The sequence below is a fragment of the Mycobacterium sp. genome (genome assembly GCF_049278535.1).
GTDB lineage: Bacteria > Actinomycetota > Actinomycetes > Mycobacteriales > Mycobacteriaceae > Mycobacterium.
Map to the genome: position 1 here is coordinate 1 of NZ_JBAPMI010000202.1, position 14572 is coordinate 14572.

Consider the following 14572-nt stretch of genomic DNA (forward strand, 5'->3'; position numbering starts at 1 on the left):
GCCGCTTCCCCCGGCTCGAGCTTGTCGGCGAGGTCGACCGGATGCGGGCCACCATGGTGCCCGGGGTCAAGCGGATGCCGGTACGGCTGGGGGCCTGACCGGTGCGACTGGACTACACCCCGGAGCAGGAGCTACTGCGCGACGAGATCCGCGCGACCATGGAACGGGTGATGACGCCGGAACGCCGGGCCGCGGTCAGCGAACGCATGGAGGGCGGTCCCGCGGTACGTGACTGCGTGCGTGCACTGGCGGCGGCCGACCTGCTCGGCGTCGGCTGGCCCAAAGAGTTCGGCGGACGCGGCTTCTCGGCGATCGAACAGTTCATCTTCGGTGAAGAGGCCAGGCGGGTCAGCGCGCCGATCCCGTTGGTGACGCTCAACACCGTCGGACCGACGCTGATGCATTACGGCACCGAGGAGCAGAAGCAGACATTCTTGCCGGCGATCCTGGCAGGCAGCGTCGAGTTCGCCATCGGCTACTCCGAGCCGGGGGCGGGTAGCGACCTGGCATCGCTGCGCACCACTGCGGTGCGCGATGGCGACGATTACGTGATCAACGGCCAGAAGATGTTCACCAGTGGCGCGGCGTACGCCGACTACATCTGGCTGGCGGCTCGCACCGATCCAAATGCCAAGAAGCACAAGGGCATTTCGATCTTCATCGTACCGACTTCATCGCCCGGATTCTCCTGGCAGCCTCTGCACACCATGCCCGGCGTCTCGACCTTCTACACCTTCTACGACAACGTCCGGGTTCCGGCCAGCGCGATCGTGGCGGGTGAAAACCAGGGTTGGCAGCTGATCACCACCCAGCTCAACTTCGAACGCGCCGCCCTGGGCAATCTCGGTGCGCTCGAGCCGCTGTTCGAGCAGACACTGCAGTGGGCACGCGACACCGAGCTCGACGGCGGCCGGGTCATCGACAAACCCTGGGTGCAGCAGGCGCTGGCCCGGGTTGAGGCGGAGGTCGCGGCGTACAAGCTGATCAATCTTCGGGTGAACGCCGCGATGACCAAGGGTGTGCTCAACATGGGCGAGGCCTCTGCGGCGAAGGTGTTCGGCACCGAACTGGCCCCGCTGGTCGCCCGCCAGCTGCTGGAAGTGCTGGACCACAACGGGTTACGCCGCGGCGCCGACGCCCCACTTCGCGGCGCGCTGGAATCCGCCTACCGAGTCGCCGTGATCAGCACGTTCGGTGGCGGCGCCAACGAAATCCAGCGAGACATCATCGCCATGGCCGGATTGGGCATGCCGCGAGCACCGCGTGACCTTCGCGCCACAGACAAGTCAGGAGGAACAACTGCGTGACCGATACCGAATTGCATGCCAAGCTGCAGGCGCTCGTCGGTAAGCACACCGGCGGCTCCGGAAAGCCTTCGCTGGCACCGGATCCGGTGAACCAGCCGATGATCCGGCACTGGGCCTACGCCCTCGACGACATGAACCCGGTCTACCTCGACCCGGAGTTCGCGGCCAAGTCCCGGTTCGGCGGCATAGTCTCGCCGCCGGTGATGCTGCAAACCTGGACGATGCCGGCGCCGAAACTGGAAGGCATCGGCGAGCGTGGTGGCTCCCCCATCGAGATCACCGACAACCCGACCGCGTTTCTCGACGAGGCCGGATACACCAGCATCGTGGCGACCAACTCCGAATTCGAGATCAACCGCTACCCCAAACTCGGCGACGTCATCAGCGCAACATCGGTGTACGAAGAGGTGTCCGACGAGAAGACCACGGCGCTGGGTGCCGGGTTCTTCGTGACCTGGGTGCTCACCTACACCGACCAGCACGGTGAAGTCCTCGGGCGCCAACGCTTCCGGGTCCTGCGATTCAAGCCGGCACGCTGATGGCGACCCGACTGGCGCCGGCGATCAGCCCGGACACCGAGTTCTTCTGGAACGGGCTGCGCGAACACAAGCTGCTGATCCAGCGCTGCAACGGATGTAGCACCGTGCGCAATCCGCCGCAGCCGATGTGCCCGAAATGCCGTTCGCTGGACTGGGAAGCGATCGAGGCGTCGGGTCACGGCACCGTCTACAGCTATGTGATGCCGCACCAACCACAGTTCCCGTTCTTCGACTATCCCTACATCGTCGCCCTGGTGCAGCTCGACGAGGACGTCCGGATCGTCTCGAACCTGACCGGGATCGACCCGGCCGACGTCGAAGTCGGGATGCCGGTCGAGGTCTACTACCAGGAGTTCGACGGAGACCTTGTGCTGCACCAATTCCGGCCGGCGGGATGACATGGATTTCACCTTCACCGAAGAGCAAGAGACCATCAGCAAGCTGGCCCGCGATGTTCTGGAACGCCGAGCCACCCCTGAGCGGCTGACCGAGCTCGAAGCCGGCGAATCGCGTTATGACGCCGCGCTGTGGAAGGAACTGGCCGGTGTCGACCTACTCGGTACCGCACTGCCGGAGTCGTTGGGCGGCAACGGCGGTGGCTTCGTCGAACTGGGCGTGCTGCTGGCCGAAGTGGGGTCGGCGGTGGCTCCGGTGCCCGCTTACTCGACGCTGCTGCTTGGCGCCGACCCGATCGCCCGGCACGGCACCCCCGAGCAACAGCAACGCTTCCTGCCCGGTGTCATCGACGGAACCCGCATCCTGTCCGCGGGCCTGCAGGAACCCGGCCGCTCCGACCCGTGCCGTCCCGTCACCACGGCCCGCCGTGACGGCGCGACGTGGCGGCTGGACGGCGTCAAAGAGCTGGTCTCGTTCGGTCAGCTGGCCGATACCGTGCTGATTCCCGCGACTATCGACGACGGTGAGACGGGGCTGTTCCTGCTGCCGACGGACGCGCCCGGCGTCGAGATCCGGCCGGTGCCGACCACCAACCGCGAACCGCACGCCGATGTATTCCTCGACGGCGCAACCGTTTCGATACTCGACAAGCTCGACGGCGATGGGTTGGTCGAATCGCTCTACACCCGGGCGCTGGTCGGGTTGTGCGCGATCCAGGTCGGCGTATCGGACCGAGCTTTGCGGATGGCCGCCGAATACACCAGCGGCCGTGAGCAATTCGGCCGACCGATCGGCAGCTTTCAAGCAGTCCAGCAACGAATGGCCGACGGATTCATCGACCTGGAAGCGATCCGCTGGACCACCTGGCACGCCGCTTGGCTGATCGCTGAGGGGCGGCCGGCCGACCGGGCGGCACGGGTGGCGAAGTTCTGGGCCGCCGAGGCCGGCGCCCGGATCGCCGCCACCGCTCAGCACGTACACGGCGGGATCGGGATCGACACCACCTATCCCTTGCATCGTTATTTCTTGTGGGCCAAACACAATGAGCTCACCTTGGGGTCGGCGACTCAGCAGCTGGCTCACCTCGGCAGCACGTACCCGGAAGGACGGCTATGACGACCGCCAAATCCCGCACCGAGACATTGCGTTGGAGCGACATCAATGTGGGCGACGAGGTGACTCCGCTGGAGATTCCGGTCACCACCACGATGATCGTCGCCGGCGCGATCGCTTCGCGCGACTTCATGCCGGTGCACCACGACCGTGACTACGCCAACAAGCAGGGCTCGCCCAACTTGTTCATGAACATTCTGACCTCCAACGGTTACTGCGTGCGCTTTCTGACCGACTGGGCCGGGCCCGAGGCGATGGTCACCAAGCTGGCCATTCGCCTTGGCGTGCCGTCATTTCCGGACGATCCGCTGCGCTTCACCGGCAGCGTCACCGGCAAGACCGAAGGCTCGGACGGTGAGAACTTCGTCGAGGTGACCTTCCAGGCGGCCAACAGCCTCGGCAATCACGTCTCCGGCACCGCGGTCGTGAGCCTGTTCGACGGGACCCGGGCATGAGTGTTTCGCTGTTGGCCGGCAACACCGCCATCGTCGGCATCGGCCAGACTGAGTTCTCCAAGGAATCCGGGCGCAGTGAGCTGCAATTGGCGTGCGAATCGGTCAGCGCCGCACTCGATGACGCCGGCCTGTCACCCGGTGACGTCGACGGAATGGTCACCTTCACAATGGATTCCAGCGACGAGATCGACGTCGCGCGCAACGTGGGCATCGGTGACCTGAGTTTCTTCTCCCGCGTCCCACACGGTGGCGGGGCGGCCGCCGGAACCGTCGCGCACGCGGCGATGGCGGTCGCCGCCGGCGTCGCCGATGTGGTGGTGTGCTGGCGTGCCTTCAACGAACGGTCCGGATTCCGGTTCGGCGGCAGCGGTCGCACCAGTGCGGACACCCCGCTGTTCATGGCGCACTATTCTCCGTTCGGATTGCTCACTCCCGCAGCGTGGGTCGCGCTGCACGCCCAGCGCTACATGTCGACGTACGGGGTGAGCAACGAGGACTTCGGCCGGATCGCCGTCGTCGACCGCAAGCATGCGGCCACCAACCCCGAAGCATGGTTCTACGAGCGGCCTATCACGCTGGAGGACCACCAGAATTCGCGGTGGATCATCGAACCGGTGCTGCGACTGCTGGATTGCTGCCAGGAGAGCGACGGCGGAGTCGCAATAGTCGTCACCAGTGCCGAGCGCGCCCGGGACTTACGCCAGCCACCTGCCGTCATCTCGGCGGCCGCGCAGGGCGCGGCCTACCACGGCGAGATGATGACCAGCTACTACCGCGACGACATCACCGGGCTACCCGAGATGGGCGTAGTCGCGGCCAGGCTCTGGCGTGATTCGGGGCTCAAGCCGCAAGACATCCAAACCGCATTCATCTACGACCATTTCACGCCGTTCGTGTTCACCCAGTTCGAGGAACTGGGATTCTGTGGCCGCGGCGAGGCCAAGGATTTCGCCACCGTGGAGCGGCTGTCGCTGGGCGGCGCGTTGCCGATCAACACCAACGGAGGGCTGCTCGGCGAGGCCTACATCCACGGGATGAACGGCATCACCGAGGGTGTACGCCAAGTCCGCGGAACCTCGCACAACCAGGTCGACAACGTCGAGCACGTCCTGGTCACATCGGGTACCGGAGTGCCGACCAGTGGATTGATCCTCGCGGGCGGGTAAGGAACGCCCGTGACCCAAGCCACCGCAGCCGATACCCGCGAACTGATCGTCGAGTCCGCGTACGCGTGCTTCCGCAAGCAAGGACTGCAGAAGGCGACGATCGTGGATATCGCCAAGGCGGCCGGCATCTCCCGCAGCACGATTTACGAGTACTTCCGCGACAAAGCCGCGATCGTCGAAGCGTGCGCCGAACACACCTCCGAGCAGTTCTACCGGCAGATGTCCCTGGCCATGGATCGCGGCGGCTCGCTGGAGGACAAGCTCAGCCGCGCAGCTGTATTCGTGACGCAGGCGCGACGGGTCATTGCCTCCGAGAAGTACTTCGACGAAGAAGCGGTCAGCCTGCTGCTCACCAAGGACGCCGCCGTTTTGCTGCGCGAATGCGTCGACTTCCTGGCGCCACACCTTGCCGCGGCCAAGATCACCGGCGAGGTGCGTAAGGACCTGGACATCCAGTCGGCAGGCGAATGGTTCGCACGAATCCTGTTCTCGTTGTTCAGCACACCGTCATCCACGCTGGACATGGACGACCCCGAGGTGGTCGCCGACTTCGTGCGAGCACACGTCGTTCAGGGGTTCGCCAACGACCGTTCACGGCCACGACGCACAACCGACACCCGCTGACGTCGGGCGGGCGTGATAGCGCCCAAATCGGGACCAAAGACCGATGGCCCACGCGTCGCGGCAGCATTAGCGTTCTCCTTGACGAAAGGAGATCACAATGATCTCGACCTCAAAGCCTTACGGGATCATCGCCGGCGTAGACGGATCGCCGGCATCAGATGCCGCCGTGAGTTGGGCCGCGCACGATGCGGCCATTCGCGGCCTGCCACTCACCCTTGTGCACGTGCAGAATCCCGCCGATTCGACGTGGTCGCAGGCCCCAATCCTCGAAGAATCGCCAGAAGAGCAAAAGGGCGAGGGTCGCAGCCTCCTCGCAAACGCATCGACGATCGCCCGTGACGCCATCGCCGACACCGCGCAGATACACATCAATGGCGAATTGCTGTCTTCGGCCACTGTCCCGACGCTCGTCGAACAATCCAAAGACGCCGAGCTAATCGTCGTCGGGTCTAGTGGGCGCGGAGCATTGTCTCGCAGTTTTCTCGGCTCAGTCAGTTCTGGACTGATTCGGCATGCACATTGTCCCGTCGCGCTTATCCGCGATGTGGATCCCCAAATGCCGCATCCCGCACAGGCTACGGTGCTCGTCGGAATCGACGGCCCAACCTCAGACCTCGCTACGGCAATCGCGTTCGAGGAAGCCTCGCTTCGAAACGCCGACTTGGTAACGCTGCACGCGTGGAATGACATCGATATGTCCGCAATTCCCGATTACGACTGGGCACCGGTAACGGCCAAAGCGGATCACCTTCTGTCCGAGGCTCTAAAGGGTTGGCAAGAACGCTATCCCGACGTGCCTGTGCACAAGCAACTCGTGTGTGGTCGAGCAGCGCGTGCGCTCGTCGACGCATCGGAATCCGCTCAGCTTGTCGTCGTCGGCAGTCACGGAAGTGGTCCTCTCTCCGGCATGCTTTTGGGTTCGGTCAGCAACGCAGTCGTTCAAGCCGTACACAGGCCGGTGATTGTGGCGCGTCCGTCGTGAGCATGCTGGGTCGATGACGGCCGGCCCGAGCGGAGCGGGTCTTACAGCGTCGATCGGTGGGCACAAGTTTCTATAAACCAGCGGGGTTCGACGCCGGGTTGCGCGCTTAAGGCCGCAGCATCACCTTGACCGCGCCGTCCTGCTTCTTCTGGAAGATCTCGTAGGCATGCGGGGCATCGTCGAGCGGAAGCACATGCGTGGCGAAAGTGTCGACGCCCAGCGGGTCGTCGTCGCTGAGCAACGGCATGATGTCGTCGACCCACCGTTTGACGTTGGCCTGTCCCATCCGAAGGGTCAGCTGTTTGTCGAACAGAGTGAGCATCGGTAACGGGTCGGCCATCCCGCCGTAAACGCCGATCAACGAGATCGTGCCGCCGCGCCGCACGATGTCGATCGCCGAGTAGAGCGCGCTGAGCCGATCCACGCCCGCGGTTTGCATCAACCGTTTGCCGACCGCGTCCGGAAGGAGCCCAGTCGCCTGCTGGGCGAGCTTGGCGGCCGGCGAACCGTGCGCCTCCATGCCGACCGCATCGATCACCGAGTCTGCGCCCCGCCCGTCGGTCAGATCGCGGATCACGTCGCCGACCGACGATGAACCGAGCTGGCTCAGATCGATGGTCTGGATGCCGCGCTCGGCGACCCGGGCCAGCCGTTCGGGCACCAAGTCGACGGCGATCACGCGGTAGCCGAGATGGTCGGCGATGCGTGCAGACATGTCCCCGATCGGGCCCAGGCCCAGCACGGCCACGGTGCCGCCGTCCGGAATGTCAGCGTATGCCACCGCCTGCCAGGCGGTCGGGAGTACGTCGGAGAGATACACGAACCGCGAATCTGGCGGTCCTTCAGGAACTTTGATGTGGGTGAACTGGGCCTGAGGTACTCGCAGCAGTTCAGCTTGACCCCCGGGGACTTCGCCGTACAGCTCGGAGTAGCCGAACAGCGCCGCACCCATGCCTTGGTCACGCACCTGGGTGGTCTCGCACTGGGTGTAGAGCTGCTGATCGCACATCAGACAGCTGCCGCAGGAGATCTGAAATGGGATGACAACTCGATCACCCACCCGCAGGTCGCCTGTTTGTTTCCCAACCTCGCGCACGATCCCCATCGGCTCGTGCCCAAGGATGTCTCCGGGCTTCATGAAAGCACCGAGAATCTCATAGAGGTGCAAGTCGGACCCACAGATGTTCGTTGACGTGACTTCGATGATGGCGTCGGTGGGCTCTTCGATCTTCGGGTCGGGCACCGACTCCACCCGCACGTCGCGTTTGCCTTGCCAGGTGACAGCTTTCATGAATACGCCTGCTTTCCCCTCAGGCGCTTGCTATACCCGTCTTGCGTCTACCGAAACGCCGCGGTCAGTGACCGCGCTCGGCCAGCGCCCGCATGAAGAAGGTCAGGTTGGCCGGCCGCTCGGCCAGTCGCCGCATGAAATACCCGTACCACTGAGTGCCGAACGGCACGTACACCCGAACCCGGTTGCCCGCAGATACCAGCCGCGACTGCTCGGCGTCGCGGACGCCGTACAACATCTGGTATTCGAAATCTGCTGGACTTCGGCCGGTTTCGCGCGCGGTCGTGGACACCGCATCGATGATCGCCGGGTCGTGCGAGGCCACCATCGGGTAACCCGGTCCAGCCATTAGTACCCGAAGGCAACGCAAGTAGGAGGCGGTGACCGCAGCAGCATCCCGGTAGGCCACCGACGCCGGTTCGTCGTAGGCGCCTTTGCACAGCCGGACTCTGGCGCCGGACGCGGCGAACTGCTCGCAGTCGCCGTGCGTGCGACGTAGGTAGGCCTGCAGCACCACCCCCAGCCAGGGAAAGTCAGTCCGCAGATCGGCGACGATCGACAACGCGGAATCCGTGGTGGTGTGGTCCTCGGCGTCCACGGTCACCCAGGCCCCGATCTGCTCGGCCCGCTCGCAGATGTTGTGCGCGTTCGCATGTGCGATCTTTTCGCCGTCGCGGTCCAGCGCCTGCCCCAAGGCTGACAGCTTCAGCGACACCTCCAACGGCCGCACGCCGTCGCAGCCGGCATCCGGCCGGCGGCCCAGCGCATCGAGCAAGTGCAGGTAGGCCCGCATGGTGGCATCAGCGCCGTCGCGATCGGTAACGTCCTCACCCAGATAGTCGATGCTGACCAGCCGGCCCGAATCCCGCAGTGCAGCAGCGCTGTCCAGCACACTGTCGAGCGTCGCGCCGGGCACGAACCGGTGCACCACCTTACGGGTAACCGGTAACCGCTCGGCGGTGTGCCGCAATCCGTGTGAGCGGCCGGCGGCCAGTATGGCCGGCCGCAACGTCTTGGTGAACAGGCCGGACATCACGGCGCCGCCATGTGCGGGTAGGTGTGATCGGTTGCGGGGACGAATGTTTCCTTGATCGAGCGTGCCGACGTCCAGCGCAACAGGTTCATTGCCGAGCCGGCCTTGTCATTGGTACCCGAACCGCGGGAGCCGCCGAACGGCTGGCGACCCACCACTGCCCCGGTCGGCTTGTCGTTGACGTAGAAGTTGCCCGCCGCGAACCGTAGCCGGCTCTGCGCGGCCAGCACCGCGTGGCGGTCGTCGGCGATCACCGCCCCCGTCAGGGCGTAGCGCGATCCGCTGTCGATGACGTCCATGATTCGCTCAAACTCGTTGTCGGGGTATACATAGACCGACAGCAGCGGGCCAAAGTACTCGGTCGCGAATGCCTCGTCAGTCGGGTCGTCGGACAGCAACACCGTCGGCCGCACGAAATAGCCCTCGCTGTCGTCGTATTCGCCGCCGACGGCGACGGTGACCCCGGGCGCGCTCTTCGCCCGCTCGATGGCAGCGACGTTCTTGGCGAACGCCCTTTCATCGATCAGCGCGCCACCGAAGTTGGTCAGGTCGGCAATGTCGCCGAACGCCAGCTCGGCGGTGGCAGCCAGGAAGTCGTCGCCCATCTGCTGCCACACCGAATGCGCTATGAACGCCCGCGACGCGGCCGAGCATTTCTGTCCCTGGTAGTCGAAGGCGCCACGAATCAACGCGGTGCGCAGAACATCCGGCCGCGCCGAGCTATGCGCGAGCACGAAGTCTTTGCCACCGGTCTCCCCTACCAGCCGCGGATAACTCTGGTAGCGCTCGATGTTCGTACCGACCTGCTGCCACAGCCGCTGGAAGGTAGCCGTCGATCCGGTGAAGTGGATGCCAGCCAGCCGCGGATCTGCCAGTGCTACTTCCGATACCGCATAGCCGTCGCCGGTCACCATGTTCACCACCCCGGGTGGCAGTCCGGCCGCCTCCAGCAGTTGCATGGTCAAGTAGCCCGACAGCGTCTGCGTCACCGACGGCTTCCACACCACTGTGTTGCCCATCAGCGCCGGCGCGGTGGGCAGATTCGCGGCGATCGCGGTGAAGTTGAACGGCGTTATCGCGTAGACGAATCCGTCCAATGGGCGGTAGTCGGTGCGATTCCATTCCCCCCGCACGCTCATCGGCTGCTGCGCCAGAATCTGACGCGCGAAGTCGACGTTGAACCGCCAGAAATCGGCCAGCTCGCAGGAGGAGTCGATCTCGGCCTGATACGCCGTCTTGGACTGTCCCAGCATGGTCGCCGCCGCGATCTTCTCCCGCCACGGGCCGGCCAGCAGATCGGCAGCACGCAAGAAGATCGCCGCGCGCTCGTCGAACGGCGTTGCCGCCCAGTCTGTTCGGGCCAACGATGCAGCCTGCACAGCGGCGGCCGCATCTCGGTGCTGGGCGTTGGTGAGCGTGCCCAGCTTCAGGGAGTGCCGGTGCGGCGCGGCGATGCTGATCTGCTCACCGTCGCCCATTCGGTGCGTGCCACCGATGACGTGCGGCAGGTCGATCGGGTGATCGGCCAGCGTGGCGAGCGCGGCGTGCAGTCGGGCCCGCTCGGGCGAATTCGGCGCGTAGTCGTGGATTGGTTCGTTGACGGGAGGCGGGACCTCGGTAATCGCGTCCATATCTCAGGGTCTCAGCGACAACAGCTCATCGGCTTGGCCTATCGGACAAGATTATGCATATTGGCTAGTAGAATCGGACAACATGCGGATCGGTGGTGTCGGACTCGGCCAGCTGCTGTTGGCCCTGGACACGACCATGGCCAGTCTGGTCGAGGCGCCGCGCGGCCTGGACCTCGCCGTCGCGTCGGCCGCGTTGATCGACTCCGACGATGTGCGACTCGGTATGGGCCGGGGCGCGGACTCAGCCGATGTGTTCTTCTTGCTCGGCGTATCCGACGACGACGCCCGGCACTGGATCGACGCCGGCCCCGCCGGACAGCCGCCGGTGGCCATCTTCGTCAAGGAGCCCTCGACCGCTTTGGTCGCCCGGGCGGTCGCGACAGGGACAGCGTTGGTGGCCGTGGAGCCGCGGGCCCGTTGGGAGCGGCTGTATCGATTGGTCAACCACGTCTTGGAGCACCGCGGCGATCCCGAACTCGACTCCAGCACCGATTTGTTCGGCCTGGCGCAGTCTCTGGCCGACCGGATCCACGGCATGGTCAGCATCGAAGACGAGGGTTCCCACGTATTGGCCTATTCGGCGTCCAACGACGAAGCCGACCAGTTGCGGCGGCTGTCGATCCTGGGTCGCGCCGGTCCACCCGAGCATCTGAAGTGGATCGGTCAATGGGGCATCTTCGACGCCCTGCGGGCCGGCCGCGACGTGGTCCGGGTTGCCGAGCGGCCGGAGCTGGGCTTGCGACCACGGCTGGCAGTCGGCATTCATCACGCAGGCGTAGACACCCGGCGTGCAACGGGTTTCGCCGGCGCCATCTGGGTGCAGCAGGGCTCGCGACCGTTGGCAGACGACGCCGAAGAGGTGCTGCGCGGTGCCGCGGTCTTGGCGGCGCGGATCATGTCCCGGCTGGCGGCCACACCGTCGACGCACGCGTTGCGCGCCCAGCAGCTGCTTGGTCTGTCCGAACCCGGATCCGCTGATCTGGAGACGATCACGCGAGAATTGGGGATTGTCGCCGACGGTAATGCCGCGTTGATCGGTTTTCGCAGCCCAGGACGCGACGATCGACTGGCCGATGTGCTGGCGTTGAGCGCCAATGCTTTTCGCGCCGATGCACAGGTTGGGTCGCGTGGTTCGCGGGTTTATGTATTGCTTCCGGACACGACGAAGCGGTCGTCACTGCACTCGTGGATTCGCGGCACCATCGGAGCTTTGCACACCGAGTTGGGAATCCGGTTGCGGGCCGTCGTCGCCGCGCCGCTGCCCGGGCTAGCGGGCCTGCCCACGGTACGTGCCGAAGTTGACCGCGTACTGGATAGTGCTGAGCGCCACCCGGATTCGTTTGGTGCCGTGACCTCGCTGGCCGAAGCGCACAGCACCGTGCTGCTCGACGAGATCGTCACGATGGTCGGCGCCGACGAACGGCTGGTGGACCCGCGGGTGCGCGACCTGCACGCCCAGGACCCGGTTCTGGTCCAGACGCTGCGGGCGTATCTGGACAGCTTCGGTGACGTCGCGGCATCGGCGGCGCAGCTACACGTGCACCCCAATACCGTGCGCTACCGGGTCCGCCGGATCGAGACGCTGCTCGCTACATCGCTGGCCGATCCCGATGCGCGGCTGCTACTTTCGCTGGGGCTGCGGGCGACTGAGCGGATGTCGTGAACTCGGTGTGAGTCGCGCAACAGTTATGTTCAGCGTGAAGCTAATTTCAAGAGTTGCAACAATTTTGCGTCAGCTAGGCTTTGCTGGTGACCGATCGCCCGTCGACATATTTGGTGCTGGCCTCGCAGCGCAGCGGCAGCACCCTGCTGGTCGAATCGCTACGAGCAACCGGAGTGGCCGGCGAGCCGCAGGAGTTTTTCCAGTACCTGCCGAACACGAGCCAGTCGCCACAGCCACGCGAATGGTTCGCCGGTATCGAGGACCCGTCGATTCTGAGCCTGCTCGATCCCCTGGATGCGGGAAAGCCCGACCTGGCTCCGCCAGAGATATGGCGTGACTACGTCCGCACCGTCGGACGGACGCCGAACGGAATCTGGGGCGGCAAGCTGATGTGGAACCAGACACCGCTGTTGCTGGACCGGGCCAGCGGACTGCCCGTTCGATCCGGCGACGGTCTGCTGTCGGCCATCCGCGACGTCGTCGGCGAGGAACCGTTACTCGTCTATGTCTATCGGCCGGACGTGGTGTCGCAGGCGGTGTCGTTTTGGCGGGCGGTGCAGACCAGGGTCTGGCGCGGCCGGCCAGATCCGGTCCGAGACGCGCGCGCCACGTATCACGCGGGGGCGATCGCGCACGTCATCACGATGCTGCGCAGCCAGGAAGCGGGCTGGCGAAACTGGTTCGCCGAAGAAGACGTCAAGCCGATGGAGATTCCGTATCCGGTGTTGTGGCGCAACCTGACTCAGGTAGTCGGCAACGTCCTCGAGTCGCTGGGCCTCGACCCGCGGCTCGCGCCGGAGCCCGTGCTGGAGCGCCAGGCGGACAAGCGTTCCGACGAATGGGTGGACCGTTACCGCGCAGACGCCGAACGAGAGGGACTCCCGCTCTAACGCAGGCGACGAGCTAGATCGTGGTGGTGCGTTCGTAGATCTCGGCGAGAAACTGCTCGACTGCCAGCGCAGCATGCCCGGCCCGCACCGACCCGAAGATGTCGAAAGCGTGTTGCGCAAAGGGCATTTCAGCATAAGCCACCGGCTGCCGGCTGACTTCGCGCAGCCGCGCGCTGAAAGCGCGACCCTGCTCGACCGGGATCAGCGAATCGTTGCGACCGTGCAACACGAAAAACGGTGGCGCATCTGGCGATACATAGGTGATCGGCGAGGCGGCCCCGAAAGCCTCTTTCAGCTCTGCCCGCCGCAGCTTGAAGACATACTTCGCCAACGTCGGCGCCATCAGGGAATGGATAGCCTCGTTCCTCGTGAAGTCATACAGGCCGTAGAACGGAACGGCCGCCCGCACGCTGGTGTCGGCGTCCTCGAAGCCGGGCTGGAATTGCGGATCGTTCGCGGTGAGCGCGGCCAACGCGGACAGGTGCCCACCGGCCGAACCGCCGGTGATCGCCACCCAGTCCGGGTCACCGCCGTACTCGGCGATGTGTTCTTTGGTCCACGCCAGCGCACGCTTGACGTCGACGATTTGATCCGGCCAGGTCGAACGAGGACTGAGCCGGTAGTTGATCGCGACGCACACCCAGCCCAGCTCGGCCAGATGGCTCATCAACGGATAGGCCTGCTGCCGTTTGCTTCCCACCATCCAGGCGCCGCCGGGGACCTGCAGCAGCACCGGCGCGCGCCCGCCGCGCTCGAGGTCGGGCCTTCGCCAGATGTCGAGATGGTTCCGGGTGCCGTACTCGCCGTAGCTGATGTCGGTGTCGTGCGCGTAGTCACCGTAAATGCGCATCATGCGGAACACCCCGGGAGATTTGGCCGTGCCCGCACCTTCTGGTCGCTTCCACAGATCCCCCGATTCGGTGCGGCGAGCGGTGCCCAGACCGGCGTCGAGCGCGGCCTTGAGCGGCTGATCGGCTTGCGCACCGATGCGATGCAGACCCAGCAGTCCCAGCCAGGACAGCGCCGAAACCAGCCAGCTGAACCGTCGTGCCTGCGGCGAGAGCTTGCGGGTCACCGCGGCCAGCAACCCGAACTGACCGGCGAGCAGCTGCAGGGGCAGCTCGGAGGCGAACACCCCGAAGCTGAACGCATACATCGAGAGATAGCCGCGCTTGCTCAGCGGCTGGTAGCCGTCGGCGGTGATCGCGAGCCCGGCCAGCGAAGCCAGCGCAGCTGACAGTTTCTTCACGCCTGTCACTTAACCACAGCGCTTTCCCGGAAAACCTCAGTGCCACTGAAACCACTTGCGTCACTTCGGTTTCACTCGCCAAAACTTGTCAGACCCGCCGGTTATCATTCGAACATGCGTTCTAGTAGTCGGGAAGAGGTCGTCGAAGTCTTCGACGCACTCCGCGCTGCCATGAAACGCGCCCTGGACCTCAGATTCGACGCGCTGACCACCCCCGAACGGCTAGGCCTGCT

Annotated in this window: 14 protein-coding genes; 10 read left to right on the top strand and 4 right to left on the bottom strand. The window is 65.1% G+C overall.

Features of this window, described 5'->3' with window-relative positions; all coding sequences use genetic code 11:
• Positions 1-101 precede the first annotated feature (101 nt).
• The 8 genes from WAO18_RS13870 to WAO18_RS13905 all read left to right on the top strand — a co-directional run bounded on the left by WAO18_RS13870 (position 102) and on the right by WAO18_RS13905 (position 6582).
• The gene (locus WAO18_RS13870; protein ID WP_422206837.1) at positions 102-1307 is read left to right on the top strand and encodes an acyl-CoA dehydrogenase family protein; all 1206 of its coding nucleotides are present in this window, start codon (positions 102-104) and stop codon (positions 1305-1307) included.
• Entirely contained in the window at positions 1304-1846 is a 543-nt protein-coding gene (locus WAO18_RS13875; protein ID WP_422206838.1) for a MaoC family dehydratase, read from the top strand. The genes WAO18_RS13870 and WAO18_RS13875 overlap by 4 nt, the downstream gene beginning before the upstream one ends.
• Positions 1846-2244: a Zn-ribbon domain-containing OB-fold protein gene (locus WAO18_RS13880; RefSeq protein WP_422206839.1), complete on the top strand. Its 399-nt coding sequence runs from the start codon at positions 1846-1848 to the stop codon at positions 2242-2244. The genes WAO18_RS13875 and WAO18_RS13880 overlap by 1 nt, the downstream gene beginning before the upstream one ends.
• A gap of 1 nt (position 2245) precedes the next feature.
• The gene (locus WAO18_RS13885; RefSeq protein ID WP_422206840.1) at positions 2246-3358 is read left to right on the top strand and encodes an acyl-CoA dehydrogenase family protein; all 1113 of its coding nucleotides are present in this window, start codon (positions 2246-2248) and stop codon (positions 3356-3358) included.
• Positions 3355-3810 carry a MaoC family dehydratase gene (locus WAO18_RS13890; RefSeq protein ID WP_422206841.1) on the top strand — a complete coding sequence of 152 codons (456 nt, stop codon included), beginning with the start codon at positions 3355-3357 and terminating at the stop codon, positions 3808-3810. The genes WAO18_RS13885 and WAO18_RS13890 overlap by 4 nt, the downstream gene beginning before the upstream one ends.
• A complete protein-coding gene (locus tag WAO18_RS13895) occupies positions 3807-4976 on the top strand; it encodes a lipid-transfer protein (RefSeq protein WP_422206842.1) in 1170 nt (389 codons plus the stop codon). The genes WAO18_RS13890 and WAO18_RS13895 overlap by 4 nt, the downstream gene beginning before the upstream one ends.
• A gap of 9 nt (positions 4977-4985) precedes the next feature.
• Complete coding sequence (locus WAO18_RS13900; RefSeq protein WP_422206843.1) at positions 4986-5600, top strand: TetR/AcrR family transcriptional regulator; 615 nt, start codon at positions 4986-4988, stop codon at positions 5598-5600.
• A 97-nt stretch (positions 5601-5697) separates the two neighbouring features.
• A complete protein-coding gene (locus WAO18_RS13905; RefSeq protein ID WP_422206844.1) occupies positions 5698-6582 on the top strand; it encodes a universal stress protein in 885 nt (294 codons plus the stop codon).
• A 106-nt stretch (positions 6583-6688) separates the two neighbouring features.
• Here WAO18_RS13905 and WAO18_RS13910 read toward each other — a convergent pair whose 3' ends face one another.
• The 3 genes from WAO18_RS13910 to pruA all read right to left on the bottom strand — a co-directional run bounded on the left by WAO18_RS13910 (position 6689) and on the right by pruA (position 10537).
• Complete coding sequence (locus tag WAO18_RS13910; RefSeq protein WP_422206845.1) at positions 6689-7873, bottom strand: zinc-dependent alcohol dehydrogenase; 1185 nt, start codon at positions 7871-7873, stop codon at positions 6689-6691.
• A 64-nt stretch (positions 7874-7937) separates the two neighbouring features.
• Positions 7938-8906, bottom strand: coding sequence for a proline dehydrogenase family protein (locus tag WAO18_RS13915; protein ID WP_422206846.1), 969 nt, complete (start codon positions 8904-8906; stop codon positions 7938-7940).
• Entirely contained in the window at positions 8906-10537 is a 1632-nt protein-coding gene (gene pruA, locus WAO18_RS13920; protein ID WP_422206847.1) for an L-glutamate gamma-semialdehyde dehydrogenase, read from the bottom strand. The genes WAO18_RS13915 and pruA overlap by 1 nt, the downstream gene beginning before the upstream one ends.
• Before the next feature lie 82 nt (positions 10538-10619).
• Between pruA and WAO18_RS13925 the strand changes: the two genes are divergently transcribed.
• Positions 10620-12200, top strand: a complete 1581-nt coding sequence (locus WAO18_RS13925; RefSeq protein WP_422206848.1) for a PucR family transcriptional regulator — start codon at positions 10620-10622, stop codon at positions 12198-12200.
• 86 nt (positions 12201-12286) lie between these two features.
• Positions 12287-13090, top strand: coding sequence for a trehalose 2-sulfotransferase (stf0, locus tag WAO18_RS13930; protein WP_422206849.1), 804 nt, complete (start codon positions 12287-12289; stop codon positions 13088-13090).
• Positions 13091-13103: 13 nt separating this feature from the next.
• Here stf0 and WAO18_RS13935 read toward each other — a convergent pair whose 3' ends face one another.
• A complete protein-coding gene (locus tag WAO18_RS13935; protein WP_422206850.1) occupies positions 13104-14339 on the bottom strand; it encodes an alpha/beta hydrolase fold domain-containing protein in 1236 nt (411 codons plus the stop codon).
• Positions 14340-14572: the final 233 nt, after the last annotated feature.